We start from the raw sequence: 20,721 nt of genomic DNA, 5'->3' as shown, positions 1-20,721 counted from the left end.
CGCACCTGGGCCGCGAGGCTGCGGACGAACCACAGGCCGAACCGTTCGCGGGCCCGCTCGGGATCAAAGCCCTGGCCGTCGTCGGTGACGGTGAGCTCGTGGCGGCCGCCCGTGGCCTGCATCAGGCTGATCTCCACCAGGCCGGGTCGGTCGCCCAGGTAGCCGTGGGCCAGGGCGTTGCCCACCAGTTCCTGGGCGATGAGCGCCAGGGTCGAGGCCGCTGTGTCCGGTGCGAAGACGGGAATCGCCGAGACCCGCACCTCGGTCTGGCTCCCGGCATGACGGCGGCGCCAGACGGGCGCCATCTCGACGAGATAGGACGTGAAGTCGACCCCTTCACGGGTCCGGTGGCGCTCAAGGGCGCCCAGGGAGCCGATGGCGTCGGCCATCCACAGCAGCTGGCGGCGAGCCTCGGGATCGCCGGACCGCTGGCTCCGCATACGGCCGAGCGCCGACATCAGCTGGAAGGTGTTGGCCATCCGGTGCCGCGTCTCGGAGGCGGCGCGGGCATCTGTGTCGTCGTCGCTCATCCAGCCGGCGGTTCCACGCGGTGACTATGACCGGCCGACAGATTACCCGGGACGACACCCACCGCTCCATAAAATCAGCAGCTTGCGACGAATCGTCAGCCCCTTGCCGGATCTCGCGCCTGGCAGGTATCGCCTGATGATTTCCCGCGCCGACCTTGTATCCTGGCCCCATGCCTATCGAACGCAGAACAATGCTGGGCGGAGCGCTCGCCGTCATGGGGGCGGCCGACGCCGTCCAGGCCCAGGGGAGCCCCGCCATGTACGGATTAATCGGCAAGATGACAGCCAAGTCCGGCCAGAGGGACTCCCTGATCGCCATCCTGCTGGAGGGCCTGTCGGGCATGCCCGGCTGCCTGAGCTACATCGTGGCCCAGGACCCCAAGGACGCCGACGCGATCTGGATCACCGAGGCCTGGGACACCGTCGCCAGTCACAAAGCCTCGCTGTCCCTCCCCTCCGTCCAGGCCGCCATCGCCAAGGGTCGGCCGCTGATCGCCGGGATGGAGGCTGGAACCGAGACCGTGGTGGTGGGCGGACATGGGCTGGTGAAGCCCTAGGGCGGCTCAATCCATGCCACCGCGCTTGTGCTTCATGTGGGCGCGGGCGGCCTTGTGGCGGCCGATCCAGACCTTGCGGACCTCAGCTCGGGCCAGAGGGTCGTCCTTCATTTCCAGATGGGCGAGTTCGCGCTGAAGTTTTCCGAAGCTCCTCCAGCGGCCGGGATCGAGGGTCCCGTCCTCCAGGGCGGCGCGAACCGCGCAGCCAGGCTCGGTGCGATGGGCGCAGTCGCCGAAGCGGCAGTCGGCGGCCAGGGCCTCGATGTCGCTGAAGGTCGCCGCCACGCCGGCCTCGTTGTCCCACAGCCCCAGTTCGCGCATGCCCGGCGTGTCCAACACGAGCCCGCCCGAGGGCAGCAGGATCAGCTCCCGGTGGGTGGTGGTGTGTCGGCCTCGCGCGCCCTCCTCGATGATGCCCTGGGTGGCCATCAAGGCCTGGCCGGCCAGCGCATTGACCAGGGTGGACTTGCCCACCCCCGACGAGCCCAGCAGGACGGCGGTCTGACCGGGGCCCAGCAGGGCGGCGAGCGTATCCAGCCCCTGCCCCGTCACCGCCGAGACAGCGTGGACCGGGCAGCCGATGGCGATGGCCTCCACCTGCGCCACCAGGGCCTCCACATCCTCGCAGGCGTCGGCCTTGGTGAGGACGACCACGGGCCGGGCGCCGCTCTCCCAGGCCACGGCGAGGTAGCGCTCCAGGCGCCTCAGGCTGAGGTCGGCGTTGAGGGAGGCGGTCAGCAGGGCGATGTCGACATTGGCCGCCACGGTCTGGGGCGCGACATTGGGGCCAGAGGCCTTGCGCACGAAGACGCTGGCGCGGGGCAGGACCGCGTGGATGGTGGCCGCGCCCTCCTGGGGCCGCGTGGCGCAGGCCACCCAGTCCCCAGCCACGGGATAGCCCCCCTCGCCCGCCTCATGGGCGAGCTTGCCCGAGAGTTCGGCGGAGAGGTCGCCGTCCGGGGTGGCGAGGCGATAGAGACCGCGCTGCTGCACGGTGACCCGACCGGGGACGAGGCCCCGGTCGGCATGGATTTGGAATTGGGCCTGGAGCCTGTCGCTCCAACCATAGGACTTGAGCAATGGGATGATCCGTCGATCGGAAGTGCGTCTGAGCGCCCGGCCGACGGAGAAGGCTAAGGTATCAGGATACCCGGTCGGCGGCGCGGCGAAGGAGGTTTTGGATGAGCACAGTCATGGCGAAACCCTCCTTTCGAGGCGTGTTGGCGACGGCGTGAGGCTAGGCGCGGGGAAAGACGCGGTCAAGCCGGGGCTTCTACCCCTTGGGTTCGATCAGGTCCCAGCGGTTGCCGTAGAGATCCTGGAAGACCGCCACGGTTCCATAGGGCTCGGTGCGGGGGGCTTCGAGGAAGGTGACGCCGGCGGCGGTGATGCGCCCGTGGTCGCGGGCGAAGTCATCCGTGTGCAGGAAGCCCATGACCCGGGCGCCGGTCTGGTGACCCACGCTGGCGACCTGGGCGGCGCCGGAGGCCTGGGCCAGCAGCAGGCCGCCACCACCGCCCGAGGGCGTCACCACGACCCAGCGCTTGCCGCCGCCGAGATCGCTGTCTTCGGTGAGGGTGAACCCTAGGCCGTGGACATAGAAGTCAAGGGCGTCCTCATAGTCGGCGACGACGAGGGTGGTGAGGGCGATGCGCATGGCGTGGCCTTAGCCGACCGCCCGATCAAAGTCAGCAGGCGGGCCCCGGGGGACGGGACCCGCCTACGACCGACCCTTAGAAGCCCTTGGTGATCGAGACCCCGTAGATGCGGGGATCGAGCAGGAAGAGGCTGCGGGTGGAGCCCAGGTTCTCGTCGGCGATGTCGAAGCCGACGATGGTGTCCTCGTCCATGGCGTTCTTCACGAACACCTGGACCGTCAGGTCGATGTCAGGATTGGTGGCGATCAGGCTGGCGTTGAGATTGTCCCAGGCCTGGATGCGGTCGAAAGACGCGTTGTTGTAGCGCATGAAGCTCTCGGTCTGACGGTAGTAGTCGCCCCGAAGGGTGACGTTCCAGCCATTCTCCAGCTCCCACCTGTATTGGGCACCCAGGGACACCGTCAGCTTGGGGGCGTTTGGCAGCTCATTGCCCTTCAGGTTCTGCCGCACGCCTTCACCTGCCCCGCTGGTGTACAGCGAGACGTTCGAACCGTAGGTGTACATGCCCGCCGCCAGGGCCGCGGCCGCGGCCGGGGTATTGCCCGCCGCCACCAGGCCCGCGGTGACAGAGGTCGGGCCCGAACAGACCCGGTTGGACAGGGTCGCGGCTCCACCGGGAACCGCCAGGATCGCCGCCACCCCAGTGGCCCGCACCACGCAGCCGCCGCTGGTGGAATTGCCGTAGATATAGGTGCTGTCGCCCCGGGTCCGGTTGAAGGTGTCCACCACGACGCCCTGCTCGATCTTGGTGTCGAGATAGCCGATATTGGCGTTGAGCTTCAGGTTCTCGATCGGGCTCCAGACGCTCTCCAGTTCGAGGCCCTTGATCTTGGCGTCGATGTTCTCGTTGTAGACTGACCGGTTCACGCTGCGGCCGATCTGGTAACCCTTGTAGTCGTAGGAGAAGGCCGTCAGGTTCAACAGCAGCTGGCCGTCCATCAGGGTGTTCTTCATCCCGACTTCCAGGGCGTTGACGAACTCGGGCGCGTAGCTGGGGTTCAGACCGAGGGCCACGACGCCGGGCGGGTTGAAGCCGCCGCCCTTGTAGCCCTTCGAATATGACCCATAGATCAGGGTCTCGTCGGTGAAGGGAAGGTCGGGCTTCCAGTCGAGGTTGAAGCGGCCCGTGGTCTCCTTGAACTGCACCCTCTGTTCGGCGGTGAAGACCGGGCCGCGGCCCGGGGTGAACAGGGTCGAACCGGAGCCGCGGGTCCACTTCTTGTCGTCGGTGTAGCGCAGGCCCAGCGTGGCCCGCAGGGTGTCGGTGGCCTGCCAGTAGACCTCGCCGAACACGGCCTTGGACTTGAGTTTGTATTCGGTCAGGCTGACGAAATAGTTGTGGCCCGTAAAATCAGGGTTGCGCAGCGGATCGACATAACCTGTGGGCACCAGCACTTTCAGCGCCGCCGTCGCCGCATTGGTGGCGACGTATGTGATGTTCATGGCGTCGTAGTCGAGATAGATGCCGCCGACGTTGAAGTTCACCGGCCCGTCGAAGCTGGACTGCAGGCGCAGTTCCTGGGTGATCTGTTCGTTGTGGCCGACGTTCCCGGACTCGCTCTGCAGCCGGTCGGTCGCCCCGAACTGCGGGTCATTGAGGATGCCGCCCGGCGAGAAAGGTGTGACCCCGAAGGCCACCGAGGAATAGCCGCCGGTGGAGTCGCCGCGGGAATAGTTCTCGTTCTCGTTATAGCTGGTGAGCGAGGTGAAGGTCAGGCCCGGCGTCAGGTCCCATTCGAGGTTGAGCTCATAGAGGTCGGTGCGCGGCCGGTAGATCGGCTGTCCCACCACTTCGACCTGCCGCAGGTCGCGGGAGATGGTCTTGCCCAGGAAGGAGTCCTGCGGCTGCAGGCCGATCTGGCGGGCGATGATGCCCGAGAAGGTGGAGAGCTGGTTGGTGGTCCCGTAGGCGTTGGGATCATAGACCGAGGCCGCCAGGCAGCCCTGGGTCAGGCCCGCCTGGGCCGCGCCGGTCGCCACGCCGAGTACGGAGGTCGGGCCGGGATCCTTGACGCAGAGCTGCTTGCGCGCGCCGCGGCTGTCATCCTCGGCGAAGGTCTCCCAGAGCAGGAAGGCGCGCAGGTTGTCGGTGGGGTTGAAGGCCAGGGTCACCCGGCCGGCCCAGATGTCGCGGCTGTCGATGTCCTGGCCGTTCAGGCTGTTGGTGGTGTAGCCATCCCGCTGCAGGGCGAAGCCGGCGGCTCGCAGGGCGAACTTGTCGCCCAGCGGGAGGTTGATGTAGCCCTGATACTTCAGCGAGTGGTAGTTCCCGAACTCCGCCGTGAAGGAGCCGCTGCGCTGGTCGTTCGGCTTGTTGGTGATGATGTTCACCACCCCGCCCGTGGCGTTGCGGCCATAGAGGGTGCCCTGCGGGCCCCGCAGCACCTCGACCCGCTCCACGTCGTAGAACTCCGCATCGGCGATGCGGTTGGCGGTGAGCGGGACGTTGTTCTCGTGGATGCCCACCCCGTCGTCGCCGGACAGGGAGACCAGCTGGGCGCCGACCCCGCGGATCTGGAAGTTGGTGCGCAGGGCGCGGCGGGTGAAGGTCAGGTTGGGCACGGACTGGACCAGGTTCCCGGCGCCGTCGATGCCCTGGGCCTTGAGGGCCTGCTCGCTGAAGGCCGAGACGGCGATCGGCACATCCTGGACCGACTCCTCGCGCTTCTGGGCGGTGACGATCAGTTCGTCGATCAAACTGCCCTTGGAGGCGTCCTGGGCCAGGGCTATCTGCGGCAGGCCCAGAACCAGGGCGAGCGCCGTCGCCGACAGCATCAATCGCTGAGTCATGTCTTCCTCCCAAGAACGTCCGATGCTCGGACGCCATCCCTGCGGGCCTCATCGAGGGGCCTCTTATGCTTGACGCTAGGTCCGCAACGCCGAGGTCGTCAACTCATCACGTAACATCGTGATGTTGGCGCAATATCCTTTTATTACAAATATTTATACTATATACTCAGTAGTCGGACGAAATAGTCCGAACCCATTTTGTATGCCGAATTTTGATGAACGTTGTTCGGATCGCGGACGTGCGAGACGTCAGTCCGCGAAGCGCGGCGAGAGCAGGAAGGCGAACCCCGAAATCACCTTGGCCACCAGACGCCCGGCCGCACCCGGATCGTCCTCGCCCTGCATCAGAACCGCCGAGGCGATGCCGCGTCCGAGCACCCAGATGGTCAGGGAAACTTCCTCGACGCGCTCGGCCGGCACCCGGTCGTCGCCCTCGAATGAGGTCTGGAAGGTGGCGAAAGCCGCCCGTTCGGCGGCGCGGACCGCGTCGTTGGCGGCGAGCGCCTGCTCGGTCTGCATCAGGGCGTAGAGCTGCGGATTGCGGTGGATGAAGGTCAGGAAGGCCCGCGACGCCGCGTCGATGCGGTGGGGGAATTTCCCGCTGGCCATGGCCTGGTCGATGGCGCGGGTGAGCTCCTCCCAGCCCTCGATGGCCAGCGCCGCCAGCAGGGCGTGCTTGTCGGCGAAGTGGTGGTAGAGGCTGGCCACCCCGTTTCCCACGCGGGCGGCGATGGTCCGCAGGTGCAGCCCCTCGGCGCCGCTCTCCTCCAGCAGCGCGCGGGCCGCGTCCAGGACGCGGCGCCGCAGGGATCCCGGCCCGGTGTTCAGCTTCAACTCGTCACCCACGGCGTCCTCCGCCGCCAGCATGGGCTAGAGTTTGGACGGAAGCACCACCTTCATCTCTTCATAGCCCTTCACGAAGATCGAGAAGGAGCGCTTGGGCTCCTCCAGCAGCTTGATGTCCGGGAAGCGCTTCATGATCTCCTCCCAGATGATGGTCAGCTGCAGCTCGGCCAGGCGGTTGCCCACGCAGCGGTGGATGCCGAAGCCGAAGGACATGTGCTGGCGCGGCCGCTCGCGATCGATGATGTAGCTGTCGGGATTGGAGATCACCGTGTCGTCGCGGTTGCCCGAGACGTACCACATGGCGACCTTGTCGCCTTCCTTGATGGTCTTGCCGCCGAACTCGAAGTCCTGGGTCGCCGTGCGGGCCATATGGGCCAGCGGGGTCTGCCAGCGGATAGTCTCCGACACCATGGACGGGATGAGGGACGGGTTGGCGCGGAGCTTGGCGTACTGGTCGGGGTTCTGGTTCAGGGCCAGGACCGAGCCGGAAATGGTGTTCCGCGTGGTGTCGTTGCCGCCGATGATCAGCAGAGCCACGTTGGCGTGGAACTCCTGCTGGGTCATGTTCCGGGTGTCGGCCCCGTGGGCCAGCATCGAGATCAGGTCGCCGGTGGGCTCGGCGTTGACCCGCTGGTTCCAGAGCTCGGTGAAGTAGCCGAAGCACTCGGCCATCATCGCCCGCATCTCCATCAGATCGGCCGCGGGGCCGAAGCCCGGCGCCGTGGTCATGACATCCGACCAGCGGGTGAGCTTGCGGCGCTCCTCGAAGGGAAAGTCGAAGAGGGTGGCGAGCGTCATGGTGGTGAGCTCTTTGGAGACCAGGTCCACCCAGTCGAAGTCCTCGCCGATCGGCAGGGAGTCCAGGATCAGGCCGGCGCGCTCGCGGATCACCGGGGCCATGATCGACAGCGCGTGCGGCGAGACGGCCGGGCTCACCGTCTTGCGCTGCACGTCGTGGCGCGGCGGGTCCATGGCGATGAAGTTGGTGGCGGTGTTGTTGGGGTCGCGGAAGCCCTGGGCGGCCTTGGGGGTGAGCGTGATGCCCTTGGCGGAGGAGAACACCTGGTGGTTGGAGTCCACCGCCAGGATGTCGTTGTACTTGGTGATCGACCAGTAGGCCCCGTAGTTGCTGTCGGCCGTGTAGTGGATGGGGTCTTCCTTCCGCAGGCGCTCGAACATCGGCCACATGGCGTCGTCCCGGAACAGCGAGGCGCGCGCCGGGTTCAGGTCCTCGACGGGGCCTTCGTAGGCGGCCTTGCGCGCCGCTGCGCGCTTGTCGTTCAGGATGTCCACGGCTCCGTCAGCCATACTCGTCTCCTACCAGGGGCGTGTGATCCACGCGCATTGCCCCCATCGAGACCTTCCGAACACAGTTCGACAAGTCCTGGTTGGCTGACAGCGGCTTGACCGCCTTGCCCGGCGCCGGTTCGAAGCCCCAGGCAAGAGCTCGGGAGGCCGGATGGCCGGAGGCGTCAAAACCTATCGTGCGTCAGCGGGCGGCTCCAGGCTGTTGATGTAGGCCGCCACGTCCTGGACCTCGTCGGCGTGCAGGTTGATCGGCGGCATGTCGTAGTGGCCGGTCTCGGCGATGTCGGCCAGGCGGCGCTGCAGGGTGAGCGGGACATGGCGTCCGGCCAGGTGGCGGAAGGGCGCCGCCTTGGCGTTGGGGCTGACCCCCTTGGGCTCCACCGCGTGGCAGGCGGCGCAGACGGTTCGGGCGAGGGCATGGCCGCGCGCCTGGCTCGCCGGCAGCGGGTTCTCACCAGCCGTCGCGGCGGCGGGCGCCGCCAGCAGGATCAGGACCAGCAGACCGGAGCGCATGATCGACCCCTTTGGGCGGCGCGATAGGGTGGTCACCTCGATTGGGCCCTGGCGCAAACCGAGCGGCTGCTGTGGGCGTGCCAGGCCGTGAGAGCGGCCATGGCCAGGAGGGGGGCGACGTAGCAGGCCCAGCAGTGGCCGCCATCGGAAACGCCGCAGATCGGGCCGCGCTGGGCGGTGAGCCACATGTGCGCTGCGGCGGTCACCCCGGTCACCAGGGCCGAGGCGCCCAGCAGCGCAGCGGCGGCCTGGAGCGGCGAAGGACGGGAAGGATCAGGCTGGGACATGGCTTCGAATTCCGCGCCGCAAATCGGCGTGACCCCATCAGAGGGTGCGACGGTTTTGACAGCCTTGATCTCTGTCAAAGTTCCACCCGGCGATACCTGCCACTGCGACCTCAGCTTTGCAGTTTGGTCGGGGATCGATGACACAACTATCAATCCAACATGATGAGGGCGCGCCGTTCGACGTGGTGTTGCTCTACATCTTCACAGGGGTGGCGGCCTTCGCGGCGCTGCTTGCCGCAGCCTTTACCGATGACCCGCTGTTCCGGTTCCACAGCTACATTTTCCTGACCGCCTTCGTGCTTGCGGCCGGCGTGCTGACGGCGGGCATCGGCTACGGAAAGTTCCGGTCCGACCCTACCCGCTATTCTGACGGGGTAATCCGCGCCGGCGTGATCGCCACCATGTTCTGGGGGGTGGTGGCCATGCTGGTGGGGGTGGTGATCGCCGCCCAGCTCACCTGGCCGACCATCTTCTACTTCCCCGAGGCCGGCTGGCTGAACTTCGGCCGCCTGCGTCCGCTGCACACATCAGGGGTGATCTTCGCCTTCGGCGGCAACGCCCTGATCGCCACGTCCTTCTGGGTCGTGCAGCGCACCTGCCGCGCGCGCCTGGGCGGCGGCGTCGCGCCCTGGTTCGTGTTCTGGGGTTATCAGCTCTTCATCGTTCTGGCGGCTACCGGCTACCTGGCCGGCATCACCCAGTCGAAGGAGTACGCCGAACCTGAGTGGTACGTGGACCTGTGGCTGGTCGTCGTCTGGGTCGGCTATCTGCTGGTCTTCCTGGGCACCATCTGGAAGCGCAAGGAACCCCACATCTACGTGGCCAACTGGTTCTACCTGTCCTTCATCATCACCGTGGCGATCCTGCACATCGTCAACAACCTGTCCCTGCCGGTCGACCTGCTGCACCACCGGAGCTATTCGGTCTATGCCGGTGTCCAGGACGCCCTGGTGCAGTGGTGGTACGGCCACAACGCGGTCGGCTTCTTCCTCACCGCCGGCTTCCTGGGGATGATGTACTACTTCGTGCCCAAGCGGGCCGAACGGCCGGTCTATTCGTACCGCCTGTCCATCGTCCACTTCTGGTCGCTGATCTTCATCTACATCTGGGCGGGCCCGCACCACCTGCACTACACCGCCCTGCCGCAGTGGACCCAGACGCTCGGCGCCACCTTCTCGATCATGCTCTGGATGCCCTCCTGGGGCGGCATGATCAACGGCCTGATGACCCTGTCGGGAGCCTGGGACAAGCTGCGCACCGATCCGGTGATCCGCATGATGGTGGTCGCCCTGGCCTTCTACGGCATGTCCACCTTCGAGGGCCCGCTGATGAGCCTGCGGGAGGTCAACGCGCTGTCCCACTACACCGACTGGACCATCGGCCACGTGCACTCCGGCGCCCTGGGCTGGGTCGGCTTCATCTCCTTCGGGGCCGTCTACTGCATGGTCCCGTGGCTGTGGAAGAAGGACCGCATCTACTCTAACACCCTGATCGAGTGGCACTTCTGGATCGCGACGACGGGCATCCTGCTCTACATCGCCGCGATGTGGGTCTCCGGCATCATGGAAGGCCTGATGTGGCGCGAGTACACGCCGCAGGGCTTCCTCGCCAACAGCTTCGTCGAGACCGTCGCGGCCAAGCACGTCGAGAACATCATCCGCACGGTTGGAGGGCTCATGTACCTCTCCGGCACGGTGATCATGTCCTACAACCTTTGGCGGACCGTCAGGATGCCCGGTCATGAGGCCCAGCCTCAAGGCGCAGCATCCCTGCCCGCCCTCGCAGCGGCACAGTAGGGGTCCTGACCATGTGGAACAAGCACGCCAAGTTCGAGCGTCATTCGCTGTGGATGATCATCGGCATCGTCATCGTCGTCTCCATCGGCGGCCTCGTGGAGATCTCGCCGCTCTTCTACCTCGAGAGCACCGTGGAGGAGGTGGAGGGCATGCGTCCCTACACGCCGCTGGAGCTCGAGGGGCGCGACATCTACGTCCGTGAGGGTTGCTACACCTGCCACTCGCAGATGATCCGTCCGCTGCGGGACGAGGTCGAGCGCTACGGCCACTACAGCCTGGCCGCCGAGAGCATGTACGACCACCCCTTCCAGTGGGGCTCCAAGCGCACCGGACCTGACCTGGCCCGGGTCGGGGGCAAGTATTCCGACAGCTGGCACAAGGAGCACCTGACCGATCCGCGCTCCGTGGTGCCGGAATCGGTGATGCCGCCCTACGCCTTCCTGCGCGACAAGGATCTCGACTACCGTCAGGTTCAGGCCAAGCTCTCGGCCATGACCAAGGTCGGGGTGCCCTACACCCAGGACCAGATCGACCACGCCAAGGACGACCTCGAGGCCCAGGCCGATCCCTTTGACAGCCGCGCCACGGCCCTGAAGAAGCGCTACGGCGCCAAGCTGGCCCAGCGCGACTTCGACGGCGATCCCAACCGGGTCACCGAGATGGACGCCCTGATCGCCTACCTGCAGATGCTGGGCGGACTGGTGGACTTCCGCACCTATCGCGCCGAAGCCCCGGAGAACCAACGATGAGCGGCCTCTCCTACGAAGCGGTCGCCCGCTTCGCCCAGCAGGGGGGGACGGTCTACTTCGCCGTCCTCTTCGTCGCCGTGGTGATCTACGCCCTCTGGCCTCGCCACACCGAGACTTTCAAGCGCCTCGCGGCTCTGCCGCTGGAGGACAATGAGGACAACCATGTCCAACCGTGAAACCGACGAGCATTCCGGCGTCGAGACCACCGGCCACGAGTGGGACGGTATCCGAGAGCTGGACAATCCGCTGCCCCGCTGGTGGCTCTACATCTTCTACGGCTCCATCGTCATCGCGGCGATCTACTGGGTGCTGATGCCGTCCTGGCCGGGAAGCAACAGCTACGCCAAGGGGGTTCTGGGCCAGTCCGACCGGGTCGACGTGGCCCGGCAGCTTGAGGCCTTGGACCGCCAGCGCGGCGCCGAGGGCGCGATGCTGCGCAGCGCCTCGCTCGAGACCATCGAGGCTGATCCCAAGCTGCAGGCCTATGCGCTCGCCGTCGGCCAGTCGGTGTTCGGCGACAACTGCGCCACCTGCCATGGCGTGGGAGGAACGGGCTTCAAGGGCTATCCCAACCTGCGGGATGACGTCTGGCTCTGGGGCGGCAGCCTGGAGGAGATTCAGCACACCCTGCAGGTAGGGGTTCGTTCGGACAATCCGAACACGCGCCAGTCCCAGATGCCCGCCTTCGGCCGCGACCAGATCCTGCCGCCGGCCCAGGTCGATGACCTGACCGAATTCGTGGTGGCTCTATCGAGCCGGCCGGCCAATGTCGCGGCCATCAAGCGCGCCGCGCCGGTCTACGTCGCGCAGTGTTCGGCCTGCCATGGGCCCCAGGGCAAGGGCGACATCAAGCAGGGCGCCCCCGACCTCACGGACGCGGAGTGGCTGTACGGAGCCGAGCGCGCCGACATCCGCAACCAGATCTGGACCGGCCAGGGCGGCGTCATGCCCACCTGGGAAGGTCGCCTCAGCCCGGAAACCATCAAGGCCCTGGCGGTCTACATCCACGCCAACGCCGGCGGCCAGTAGGGCGTAACCATGACCGTCGTCATTGATCGGACCATGCCCACACCACCGCCGCCCGGAGAGGGCTCCGGCCCCGTCTCGGCGGCGGCGAAGGCGCGGGCCAAGGGCTTCACCCTGGGCCTCTACAAGCCCCGGACCCCGATCTATCCGAAGCTGGTCCACGGCCAGTGGCGGCGGATCAAGTGGGTCCTGCTGATCCTGATGCTGGCGATCTACTACGTCACCCCCTGGATCCGATGGGAGCGTCCCGGCGTCCTTCCGGACCAGGCGGTGCTCGTCGACTTCGCCGGCGGGCGGTTCTACTTCTTCGGCATCCAGCTCTGGCCGCAGGAGGTGTATTTCATCACCGGCCTGCTGGTGATCTCCGCCCTCGGCCTCTTCCTGGTGACCGCCCTGTTCGGGCGTCTGTGGTGCGGCTACGCCTGCCCCCAGACCGTCTGGACCGACCTGTTCATCTACGTGGAGCGGGCCTTCGAGGGCGACCGAAACGCCCGGATGAAGCTCGACGCCGATCCCTGGTCCTTCAACAAGGCCTGGCGGAAGATCGGCAAGCATGCGGTCTGGCTGGGGATCGGGTTCGGCACCGGCGGGGCGTGGATTTTCTACTTCCACGACGCGCCGAACCTGCTCGCCGATTTCTGGGTCGGCCAGGCGCCGGCCACGGCCTATATCTTCTGCGCCCTGCTGACGGTGACCACCTACGCCTTCGCTGGCCACATGCGCGAACAGGTCTGCACCTATCTCTGCCCCTGGCCGCGCATTCAGGGGGCCATGCTCGATCAGCACTCCCTGCAGGTGACCTATCGCCGCGACCGGGGCGAAACCCGCGGTCCGCACAAGAAAGGCGCCACCTGGGAGGGCCGCGGCGACTGCATCGACTGCAACGCCTGCGTCGTCGTCTGCCCCGCCGGCATCGACATCCGTGACGGCTCGCAGCTCGAATGCATCAACTGCGGCCTGTGCATCGACGCCTGCGACGAGATCATGGAGAAGATCGACCGGCCTAAGGGCCTGATCGCCTACGACACCGACGCTGCGGTCGCCGCGCGCGAGGTGGGGCGGCCCCCGATCTACCGGTTGCTGCGGCCGCGGACCGCCTACTACGCCGTGGCGCTGAGCCTGGTGAGCGCCCTGATGATCTGGGGCCTGACCCACCGCAGCGCCCTGGATGTCCATGTGCTGCGCGACCGCAATCCCATGTTCGTGCGCCTGCGCGACGGGGCGATCCGCGACGGCTACACCCTGAAGATCGCCAACCGCGGATTTGAGGCGCGCGACGTTCAGGTGACCTTCACCGGACCCCCCGGCGCCAAGCTGCGCACGCCCGGCGCCAAGGCGGCGGGCGACACCCTGAGCGTCCGCGTCGAGGCCAACGAGGTGCGCGCCGTGCGGGTCTTCGTCACCGTTCCGGCCGCCGCCATCGACGCCCCCAACATGCCCGCGGCCTTCGCCGTGCGCGCTGGAGACGAGGTGAAGACCGTCGAGACCAACTTCCTCTCAGGGGCCGCGAACGCGCCATGACCGACATTCCGCACAAGAGCTTTGAGCTTAAGGGTCTGCACGTCCTGGGGCTCTTCGTGGGCTTCTTCCTGGTGGTGATCGTCGTGAACGTCGTCTTCACCGTGATGGCCATCCGCACCTATCCCGGAGAGGTGTCGCGCACGCCGTATGAGGACGGGGTCGCCTACAACGTCAAGCTCGCCCAGCTCGACGCCCAGTCCCGCCTGGGATGGCGCGCCGCGGCGCAGGCCGGGCCCAAGGGCGCAGTGGTGGTCACCTTCCGCGACAGGGCAGGCCGGCCGCTGAGCGGTCTGCGGGTCGCCGCCAAGTTGCAGCGTCCCGCCACCGAGAGCGGCAGGAAGGACGCCCTGCTGGCCGAGATCGCGCCCGGGACCTATTCCGCGCGCCTCGGCGGCCTGAGCGGCGCCTGGGACCTCAGCCTGCTGGCTCAAGACCCCGCCGGCGCGCGGTTCGAGGCCGAACGGAGGCTGACATGGCCGTGACCTATGACGCGGCGCCGGACTATTCGGCCTTTCTCAAGCCCGCCCAGGATGGCGGAGCGACCTTCGATCTGCTGGTGAAGGGCGCGCGTTGCGCCGCCTGCATGGCCAAGATCGAGGGAGGCGTCACCGCCCTGCCCGGGGTGCGCAGCGCACGCCTGAACCTCACCAGCGGCAAGCTCACGGTGGGCTTCGAGGGCCGGTCCGGCGACCCTGGGCGGGTCATGTCGACCCTCGAGAAGCTGGGCTACGAGGCCGCGCCCTATGATCCGGGCCAGGCCGCGGCCGCCCAGGACCGGGAGGGCCGGCGCCTGACCCTGGCGCTGGGAGTCGCGGCCTTCGGCGCCGGCAACGCCATGATGTTCTCGGTGCCGATCTGGGCGGGGCTATTTGGCCAAGAGCTGGGCCCGGCGGCGCTGACGATGATGCAGTGGGCCAGCGGCCTCATCGCCACCCCCTGCGCCCTCTATGCCGGCATGCCTTTCTTTGAGTCGGCCTGGCGGTCGCTGAGGGTGGGCCGGGCGAACATGGACGTGCCGATTTCCATCGGGGTGCTCCTCAGCCTCGGGATCAGCTTCGTCGAGACCCTGCTGCACGGTCGCGACACCTATTTCGACGCCGCCATCTCCCTGCTGTTCCTGCTGCTGATCGGCCGCTGGCTGGACCACACCCTGCGCAGCCGGGCCCGGGGCGCGGCGGCCGACCTGCTGGCCATGCAGGCGCCCGCCGCGACGGTCCTGACCCCCGACGGCGGCCAGCATCGCCGGCCCCTGGCGGAGATCGCGGTGGGCGATCTGATCCTGGTGCGTCCCGGCGAGCGCCTGCCCGTCGACGCTCGTATCGAGGCCGGCGCTTCCCAGCTCGACAATGCGCTGCTGACCGGAGAGTCGCGCGCGGTCGCTGTCGGCCGGGGAGATGTGTGCCGCGCCGGGGCGCTCAACCTGTCGGGCCTGCTCGCCCTGCGGGCGCAGGCGCGGTCCGACGATTCCGCGGTGGCCGCCATCGCGCGGCTGGTGGAGGCCGGCGCGCAGTCGAAGTCGCGCTATGTCCGTCTGGCCGACCGCGCCGCCGCCATCTATGTCCCGGTGGTTCACACCGCCGCGGCTCTGACCTTCGTGCTGGGCTGGGGCCTTGGCCTGGGCCCACGCGAGGCCCTGTTGCGGGCGGTCGCGGTGCTGATCATCACCTGCCCCTGTGCGCTTGGGCTCGCCGTCCCGGCGGTGCAGGTGGCGGCCTCAGCGCGGCTGTTCCGCAAGCAGGTCCTGGTGAAGTCCGGCGCCGCCCTGGAGCGCCTGGCGGAGGTGACCCACGTGGTGTTCGACAAGACCGGGGTCCTGACCCTTGGCCGGCCGACCCTGATCGACGCCGTCCCGTCCGCCGTGGCCCTGGCCGCGCCGCTGGCGCGGGCCTCCTCCCACCCCCTGGCGCGCGCCCTGGCGGCGCAGGACGGCGGAAGCGACCTGGCGCAGGACGTCGTGGAGACCGCCGGCCACGGCGTCGTGGGCGTGATCAACGGGCGTCGCGCCCGCCTTGGCCGGGCGGCCTTCGTCGGCGTCGAGGGGACGGACGGCTCGGAAACCGAGCTCTGGTTCAGCTTCGAGGATGACACCAAGATCCGCTTCCGATTCGCCGACAGCCTGCGGCCGGATGCGCGCCAGACCATCGCAGATCTCCGCGCCCGGGGTCTGAGCGTCGAAATCCTGTCGGGCGACCTGCCGGAGGCGGTGCGCACCGTGGCCGAGGCCGTGGACGTGCGCCATTGGCGGGGCGGGATGACCCCCACCGACAAGGCCGCCTGGGTCGAGAACCTGGCTCGTGTCGGCCACAGGTCGCTGATGGTGGGGGACGGGCTGAACGACACCGCCGCGCTCGCCACCGCCCATGCGGCCATGGCGCCGGGCACAGCCCTGGACGCCAGCCAGAACGCCGCCGACCTGGTGTTCTCCGGCGAGGGCCTGGGCGCCGTGGTGACCGCCATCGACGTGGCGCGCGCCGCCCGACGCCGCGCCCTTGAGAACTTCGGGTTCTCCGCGCTCTACAACCTGGTCGCAGCGCCGGCGGCCATGTTGGGCCTGATCAATCCATTCGTCGCGGCCCTGGCCATGTCAGGCTCGTCCCTGGTGGTGACCCTCAACGCCCTGCGCATGCACCGGACCGGCCGATGACCATCTTCTTCCTGCTGGCGCCCTTCTCCGTAATGCTGGCCCTGCTGGGGCTGTGGGGCTTCTGGTGGACGGTGCGTAGCGGCCAGTACGATGACCCCGCCGGCGACGCCGCCCGCATCCTCTTGAACGACAGCGACATGGGACCGCCGGCTTTGATCCAGGTCACGGCGGGGGAGACCGATCCGGAGTGAATGGGGCGACCCTTTCCGGAGATTTCGTCGTGACCTCGCCTTCCGTCCTGCACGCTCCCAAGCCCGTAACCCTGGCCCTGGACGAACTGATCGCCAAGTACGACGGTCGGGCGCCGCGCTACACCAGCTATCCGACCGCCGTGCAGTTCACGCCTGCAGTGGACGCGGCGACCTATCGGGGCTGGCTGGCCGCGCTTCCCGCCACCGATCCAATCTCTCTCTATCTGCACATCCCCTTCTGCGCCCGCCTGTGCTGGTACTGTGGGTGCAACACCCGGGCCGTGAATCGGCATGAACCGGTAGGAGACTACGTCCAGCATCTGCTCGCCGAGGCGACGCTGCTGGAGGCCGCCTTGCCGCGGCGCCTGCCGGCCAACGCCATCCACCTGGGGGGCGGCACCCCCAACATGCTCGCGCCGGCGGAAATGGACGCCATTTTCGGTGCCCTGCGGCGGATCTTCGATGTCACCGAGGACGCCGAAATCGCCGCCGAGCTGGACCCCGCGGTCCTGACCCGCGAGTGGGTCCAGGCGGCCGCTTCCCACGGCCTTTCGCGCGCCAGCCTGGGGGTGCAGAACCTGTCGCCCCAGGTCCAGGCCGCCGTAAACCGGGAGGAGAGCTACGAGGAGATCGCGCAGTGTGTCGCCTGGCTGCGGGAGGCCGGGGTTGGATCCATCAACCTGGACCTGATGTACGGCCTGCCGCACCAGACCACGGTCAACACCCTGAGCACCATCGACCAGATCGTGGCTCTGAGACCCGAGCGCCTCGCCCTGTTCGGCTACGCCCACGTGCCATGGATGAAGGCTCACCAGCAGTTGATCGACGAGTCGGCCCTGCCGGGCGCGGCCGAGCGCCTCGACCAGAGCGAGGCCGCCGCCGAGCGCCTGGTGTCGGAGGGCTATGTCCGCATCGGCCTGGATCACTTCGCCTTGCCGGACGACACCCTGGCGGCGGCCCAGCGGGAAGGCCGGCTGCGGCGCAATTTCCAGGGCTACACGACCGATAGCGCCCAGACCCTGCTCGGCCTGGGGGCCTCCTCGATCGGCAGCCTGCCGCAGGGCCTGGTGCAGAACGTCGCCCAGGAACTGCCCTGGCGCAGCGCGGTGATCGCAGGCGACCTGCCCATCGCCCGGGGCGTCGCACTGACCGACGACGACCGATTCCGCGCCGAGATCATCGAACGGCTGATGTGCGATCTCTCGGTTGATCTGGCGGCGGTATGCGCGCGGCACGGCCGGACCTTAGGCGACCTGGCGCAGGAGCTTTCGGCCCTCAAGCGGTTCTCCGACGACGGTCTGGTGGACATCCTCGAGGCGCGCCTGACGGTCTCGGAGCTGGGCCGACTGGTGGTGCGATCGGTCTGCGCGGTGTTTGACACCTATTTCACGGCCGAGGCTGGACGGCACTCAAAGGCGCTGTAAGACGCCTCGCCCCTACGAAAGGGCGGCGTTGATGGCGGCGCTGAGAGACTCGCCCAGCAGAGGCTTCTCAACGATGACCGCGCCCAGGGCCGCAGCGGTCTCTCGGGTGCTGATCCGAGGGTGGCTGGTGATCAGCACCGCTGGCAGGTGCTCCATCCTGGCGCGCAGAACGGCCAGGGCTTCCAGGCCGGTGAGACCGGTGAGGTTTTGGTCAAGGACCAGGCAGACCGGGGCGGGCGGCAGGTCGGCCTGCAGGAGCGCCTCGCCGCTCTCGAGGGCCGTGACGGCGAAGCCGTCCAGTTCCAGCATGAAGGTCAGGGCCAAACGCAGGGCGCTGTCGTCATCAACCAGGACGACCGTGCGGGTGGCGGATGGGGGTGTAGACAAGCTCGGCCTCCAGGGAATCTGGAGACCCTAGGCCCGAGCCCACGGCCCGGCTTTGATACAGCGCAATCGCGATCAGGCGAAGCCCGCCGTCAAGGCCATGCGAATGAGCTGAGAGAGGCTGGAGGCTCCAGTCTTGGTCATGACGTTGGCGCGGTAGACCTCGACGGTCCGGGGGCTGATGCCAAGCTCGAACGCGATCACCTTGTTGGCCTTGCCGTCGACCACGCCACGCAGGACCTCGGTTTCGCGGGGCGAGAGGCTGGCCAGGAAGGCCTGGAAGGGACCCGAGTTGTGCGGCGGCGCACCTGGACGGGCCTGGGCCAGGACCGAGCGGATGGCGCGCAGCAGGGCCTCGTCATCGAAGGGTTTTTCCAGGAAGTCGGCGACACCGGCCTTCATCGCCTCCACCGCCAGGGCCACGTCGCCATGGCCGGTGATCATGATGATCGGCAGGTCGATATGAAGCGCCTTGAGGTGGCGGCACATCTCCAGGCCGTTCATGCCCGGCATACGCACGTCGGTGACGATGCAGCCGCTGGAAATGATCGCGACGCCCTCCAGGAACACCCTGGCGGAGTCGTAGGTGCGAGTCTCGAACCCGGCGCTTTCCAGCAGGAATGACAGGGAGTCGCGCATGGCCTCGTCGTCGTCGATCACATGCACGAGAGCGTCAGTCGTCAACGTTCAGCCCCTCCTCCGGGACGGTCTTCAAGGTGAAAGAAAACACTGTCCCGCCGCCCGGCGCGGATTCGGCCCAGATGCGACCGCCGTGAGCTTCGATGATCGTGCGCGAAATGGAAAGCCCGACCCCCATACCCGTACTCTTGCTGGTGACGAAGGGCTGGAACAGGCGACTGGCCACTTCAGGGGCGATGCCTGGGCCGGTGTCGGTCACCTTGACGATGACGCAGTTGTCCTCGCCCAAGGCGGAACTGACAGTGAGGGTGCGCTGGGGGCTGTCCTGCATCGCCTCGATGGCGTTGCGCATCAGGTTCAGGAGCACCTGCTGCACCTGAACCTTGTCGGCAAGCACATAGGGCGCGGCCGGCGAGATGTCGAAACTGACCCTGACACCGGATTCCTTGGCGCCGATCATGGCCAGGGCGCCGGCTTCCTCGATGAGCTTGGTCAGGGGCTCCACCCGGCGCTCGGACTCGCCCTTTGAGACGAAGTCGCGGAGCCTGCGGATGATCTCCCCCGCGCGAAGGGCCTGGTCGCCGGCCTGGATCAGCGCGTTCCGAACCTTGACCGGGTCGGGCTGTTCCTGATCGAGGATGCGGACCGAGCCCTTCACATAGTTGGCGATGGCCGAGAGGGGCTGGTTGAGTTCGTGCGCCAGGGCTGACGCCATTTCCCCAAGCGCCGTCAGGCGGGAGACGTGGACCAGTTCGGCCTGCAGATCCTGCAGACGCCGTTCCGTGGCCTGGGTCTCGGAGAGGTCGCGGACGAAGCCGGTGAAGAAGCGCTGGGCGCGGGACTGCATCTCGCCCACCGAGAGCTCCATGGGGAAGGTCGAGCCATCCTTGCGCTCGCCCACGACCACCCGGCCGATGCCGATGATCCGCCGCTCGCCGGTGGTCAGATAGCGCAGGAGGTAACTGTCGTGCGCGTCACGGTAGGGTTGCGGCATCAGGATGCAGACATTGCGCCCTATCACCTCCTCCGCCCGCCAGCCGAACTGGCGTTCGGCGGTGGCGCTGAACGATTGCATGATCCCGTGCTCGTCGATCACCACCATGGCGTCGGGCACGGTGTCGAGGATGGATCGCAGATGCGCTTCGCGTTCCCCCAGGTGGATCATGGCGTCGGCGGTCTGATCGGTCTGTCGGCGCAGCCGCCAGCCGCCAAAGGCGATGGCCGGGCCCATCGCCAGGAACAGCAGGGCGTTGACCAGATCCGCCGGGTGCGACTGCAGGGTGAGGCCGCTGAGCGCGACGCCGGCGACCAGGGTGATGGCGGTGGCCAGCAGGGCCGGGCCAGGCCCCCAGAACGCGGCGCTGAGGATGACCGCCGGCATGAACAGCAGGAAGAAGGGCCGGTCCTGGAAGACCGGGGTCAACGCCCATCGGACGGCGATGGCCAGGCCTGAGACCAGGGCCGCGCCCACATAGTCACTCAGAACCGCACCACGCGACCGAGCGACGGGAAGCGAAATTCGCATTCGCCTGGGCTAGGCCGCCCGCCCGGCCCGCGCAAGGGCCAAGTGGGTTGGATTCAGGCGGCCAGTCCGCCCATGCGAGCGATGTTGCAACGGGTCCACAGCATTTTGAGGGCCTGGGCCAGGTCGTCCATCATGGCGTCGGTGTGGGCGGGCGAGGGTGTGAAGCGCAGGCGCTCGGTGCCCCGCGGGACGGTGGGGTAGTTGATCGGCTGGACGTAGACGCCGTGCTCTTCCAGCAGGATGTCGCTGATCATCTTGCAGTGGACGGGATCGCCCACCAGCACCGGGACGATGTGGCTCTCCGAGGGCATGACCGGCAGGCCGGCCTTGGCC

Annotated in this window: 22 protein-coding genes; 10 read left to right on the top strand and 12 right to left on the bottom strand. The window is 67.6% G+C overall.

The window, feature by feature from the left end:
• Positions 1 to 530, bottom strand: a 530-nt coding sequence (locus RMO97_RS11425) for a sensor histidine kinase (RefSeq protein ID WP_310541150.1), incomplete at its 3' end; no start/stop codon positions are given.
• A 170-nt stretch (positions 531 to 700) separates the two neighbouring features.
• Here RMO97_RS11425 and RMO97_RS11420 point away from each other — a divergent pair.
• Positions 701 to 1,087 (top strand): putative quinol monooxygenase, encoded by a 387-nt coding sequence (locus RMO97_RS11420; protein ID WP_310541149.1) that lies wholly within the window; start codon positions 701 to 703, stop codon positions 1,085 to 1,087.
• Between the two features lie 6 nt (positions 1,088 to 1,093).
• Here RMO97_RS11420 and rsgA read toward each other — a convergent pair whose 3' ends face one another.
• The 7 genes from rsgA to RMO97_RS11385 all read right to left on the bottom strand — a co-directional run bounded on the left by rsgA (position 1,094) and on the right by RMO97_RS11385 (position 8,489).
• Positions 1,094 to 2,167 carry a ribosome small subunit-dependent GTPase A gene (gene rsgA, locus RMO97_RS11415; RefSeq protein WP_310541147.1) on the bottom strand — a complete coding sequence of 358 codons (1,074 nt, stop codon included), beginning with the start codon at positions 2,165 to 2,167 and terminating at the stop codon, positions 1,094 to 1,096.
• A 193-nt stretch (positions 2,168 to 2,360) separates the two neighbouring features.
• Positions 2,361 to 2,744, bottom strand: coding sequence for a VOC family protein (locus RMO97_RS11410; protein ID WP_310541145.1), 384 nt, complete (start codon positions 2,742 to 2,744; stop codon positions 2,361 to 2,363).
• A 76-nt stretch (positions 2,745 to 2,820) separates the two neighbouring features.
• Entirely contained in the window at positions 2,821 to 5,535 is a 2,715-nt protein-coding gene (locus RMO97_RS11405; protein ID WP_310541143.1) for a TonB-dependent receptor, read from the bottom strand.
• Between the two features lie 249 nt (positions 5,536 to 5,784).
• Entirely contained in the window at positions 5,785 to 6,381 is a 597-nt protein-coding gene (locus RMO97_RS11400; protein WP_310541142.1) for a TetR/AcrR family transcriptional regulator, read from the bottom strand.
• 24 nt (positions 6,382 to 6,405) lie between these two features.
• Entirely contained in the window at positions 6,406 to 7,689 is a 1,284-nt protein-coding gene (locus RMO97_RS11395; protein WP_310541140.1) for a cytochrome P450, read from the bottom strand.
• 171 nt (positions 7,690 to 7,860) lie between these two features.
• Positions 7,861 to 8,202, bottom strand: a complete 342-nt coding sequence (locus RMO97_RS11390) for a c-type cytochrome (RefSeq protein ID WP_310541138.1) — start codon at positions 8,200 to 8,202, stop codon at positions 7,861 to 7,863.
• A 32-nt stretch (positions 8,203 to 8,234) separates the two neighbouring features.
• Positions 8,235 to 8,489, bottom strand: coding sequence for a hypothetical protein (locus RMO97_RS11385; RefSeq protein ID WP_310541137.1), 255 nt, complete (start codon positions 8,487 to 8,489; stop codon positions 8,235 to 8,237).
• Positions 8,490 to 8,626: 137 nt separating this feature from the next.
• Between RMO97_RS11385 and ccoN the strand changes: the two genes are divergently transcribed.
• The 9 genes from ccoN to hemN are packed head-to-tail and all read left to right on the top strand — an operon-like array spanning position 8,627 to position 17,840.
• Positions 8,627 to 10,285, top strand: coding sequence for a cytochrome-c oxidase, cbb3-type subunit I (gene ccoN, locus RMO97_RS11380; protein ID WP_310541135.1), 1,659 nt, complete (start codon positions 8,627 to 8,629; stop codon positions 10,283 to 10,285).
• Between the two features lie 11 nt (positions 10,286 to 10,296).
• The gene (gene ccoO / locus RMO97_RS11375; RefSeq protein ID WP_409035307.1) at positions 10,297 to 11,034 is read left to right on the top strand and encodes a cytochrome-c oxidase, cbb3-type subunit II; all 738 of its coding nucleotides are present in this window, start codon (positions 10,297 to 10,299) and stop codon (positions 11,032 to 11,034) included.
• Positions 11,031 to 11,210, top strand: a complete 180-nt coding sequence (locus RMO97_RS11370) for a cbb3-type cytochrome c oxidase subunit 3 (protein ID WP_310541133.1) — start codon at positions 11,031 to 11,033, stop codon at positions 11,208 to 11,210. Before ccoO ends, RMO97_RS11370 begins: the two co-directional genes overlap by 4 nt.
• A complete protein-coding gene (ccoP, locus tag RMO97_RS11365; protein WP_310541131.1) occupies positions 11,197 to 12,063 on the top strand; it encodes a cytochrome-c oxidase, cbb3-type subunit III in 867 nt (288 codons plus the stop codon). Before RMO97_RS11370 ends, ccoP begins: the two co-directional genes overlap by 14 nt.
• A gap of 9 nt (positions 12,064 to 12,072) precedes the next feature.
• Positions 12,073 to 13,581, top strand: coding sequence for a cytochrome c oxidase accessory protein CcoG (ccoG, locus tag RMO97_RS11360; RefSeq protein ID WP_310541129.1), 1,509 nt, complete (start codon positions 12,073 to 12,075; stop codon positions 13,579 to 13,581).
• Complete coding sequence (locus RMO97_RS11355; protein ID WP_310541127.1) at positions 13,578 to 14,063, top strand: FixH family protein; 486 nt, start codon at positions 13,578 to 13,580, stop codon at positions 14,061 to 14,063. Before ccoG ends, RMO97_RS11355 begins: the two co-directional genes overlap by 4 nt.
• Positions 14,054 to 16,225, top strand: coding sequence for a heavy metal translocating P-type ATPase (locus RMO97_RS11350; RefSeq protein ID WP_310541125.1), 2,172 nt, complete (start codon positions 14,054 to 14,056; stop codon positions 16,223 to 16,225). Before RMO97_RS11355 ends, RMO97_RS11350 begins: the two co-directional genes overlap by 10 nt.
• Positions 16,222 to 16,416: a cbb3-type cytochrome oxidase assembly protein CcoS gene (ccoS, locus tag RMO97_RS11345; protein WP_310541123.1), complete on the top strand. Its 195-nt coding sequence runs from the start codon at positions 16,222 to 16,224 to the stop codon at positions 16,414 to 16,416. The genes RMO97_RS11350 and ccoS overlap by 4 nt, the downstream gene beginning before the upstream one ends.
• Positions 16,417 to 16,445: 29 nt before the next feature.
• Positions 16,446 to 17,840 (top strand): oxygen-independent coproporphyrinogen III oxidase, encoded by a 1,395-nt coding sequence (gene hemN, locus RMO97_RS11340; RefSeq protein ID WP_310541122.1) that lies wholly within the window; start codon positions 16,446 to 16,448, stop codon positions 17,838 to 17,840.
• 12 nt (positions 17,841 to 17,852) lie between these two features.
• Here hemN and RMO97_RS11335 read toward each other — a convergent pair whose 3' ends face one another.
• The 4 genes from RMO97_RS11335 to RMO97_RS11320 form a co-directional block, all read right to left on the bottom strand.
• Complete coding sequence (locus RMO97_RS11335) at positions 17,853 to 18,227, bottom strand: response regulator (protein WP_310541120.1); 375 nt, start codon at positions 18,225 to 18,227, stop codon at positions 17,853 to 17,855.
• Between the two features lie 72 nt (positions 18,228 to 18,299).
• Complete coding sequence (gene fixJ / locus RMO97_RS11330; protein WP_310541118.1) at positions 18,300 to 18,908, bottom strand: response regulator FixJ; 609 nt, start codon at positions 18,906 to 18,908, stop codon at positions 18,300 to 18,302.
• Positions 18,898 to 20,388 carry a PAS domain S-box protein gene (locus RMO97_RS11325; RefSeq protein ID WP_310541117.1) on the bottom strand — a complete coding sequence of 497 codons (1,491 nt, stop codon included), beginning with the start codon at positions 20,386 to 20,388 and terminating at the stop codon, positions 18,898 to 18,900. The genes fixJ and RMO97_RS11325 overlap by 11 nt, the downstream gene beginning before the upstream one ends.
• A 53-nt stretch (positions 20,389 to 20,441) precedes the next feature.
• On the bottom strand, positions 20,442 to 20,721 hold a 280-nt coding region (locus tag RMO97_RS11320; protein WP_310541115.1), incomplete at its 5' end, for an aminotransferase class I/II-fold pyridoxal phosphate-dependent enzyme.

Source organism: Phenylobacterium sp., from assembly GCF_031425575.1.
GTDB lineage: Bacteria > Pseudomonadota > Alphaproteobacteria > Caulobacterales > Caulobacteraceae > Phenylobacterium.
The sequence above is the reverse complement of the archived record's forward strand: the minus strand, read 5'-3'. Positions and strand labels throughout refer to the sequence as shown.

Coding starts and splice junctions, on each gene's coding strand:
- RMO97_RS11370 (WP_310541133.1), top strand. CDS start 11,031: ATGAGCGGCCTCTCCTACGAAGCGGTCGCCCGCTTCGCCCAGCAGGGG.
- RMO97_RS11420 (WP_310541149.1), top strand. CDS start 701: ATGCCTATCGAACGCAGAACAATGCTGGGCGGAGCGCTCGCCGTCATG.
- ccoG (WP_310541129.1), top strand. CDS start 12,073: ATGACCGTCGTCATTGATCGGACCATGCCCACACCACCGCCGCCCGGA.
- ccoN (WP_310541135.1), top strand. CDS start 8,627: ATGACACAACTATCAATCCAACATGATGAGGGCGCGCCGTTCGACGTG.
- RMO97_RS11325 (WP_310541117.1), bottom strand. CDS start 20,388: ATGCGAATTTCGCTTCCCGTCGCTCGGTCGCGTGGTGCGGTTCTGAGT.
- RMO97_RS11405 (WP_310541143.1), bottom strand. CDS start 5,535: ATGACTCAGCGATTGATGCTGTCGGCGACGGCGCTCGCCCTGGTTCTG.
- RMO97_RS11350 (WP_310541125.1), top strand. CDS start 14,054: ATGGCCGTGACCTATGACGCGGCGCCGGACTATTCGGCCTTTCTCAAG.
- RMO97_RS11410 (WP_310541145.1), bottom strand. CDS start 2,744: ATGCGCATCGCCCTCACCACCCTCGTCGTCGCCGACTATGAGGACGCC.
- RMO97_RS11355 (WP_310541127.1), top strand. CDS start 13,578: ATGACCGACATTCCGCACAAGAGCTTTGAGCTTAAGGGTCTGCACGTC.
- ccoS (WP_310541123.1), top strand. CDS start 16,222: ATGACCATCTTCTTCCTGCTGGCGCCCTTCTCCGTAATGCTGGCCCTG.
- RMO97_RS11385 (WP_310541137.1), bottom strand. CDS start 8,489: ATGTCCCAGCCTGATCCTTCCCGTCCTTCGCCGCTCCAGGCCGCCGCT.
- ccoP (WP_310541131.1), top strand. CDS start 11,197: ATGTCCAACCGTGAAACCGACGAGCATTCCGGCGTCGAGACCACCGGC.
- RMO97_RS11390 (WP_310541138.1), bottom strand. CDS start 8,202: ATGCGCTCCGGTCTGCTGGTCCTGATCCTGCTGGCGGCGCCCGCCGCC.
- ccoO (WP_409035307.1), top strand. CDS start 10,297: ATGTGGAACAAGCACGCCAAGTTCGAGCGTCATTCGCTGTGGATGATC.
- RMO97_RS11395 (WP_310541140.1), bottom strand. CDS start 7,689: ATGGCTGACGGAGCCGTGGACATCCTGAACGACAAGCGCGCAGCGGCG.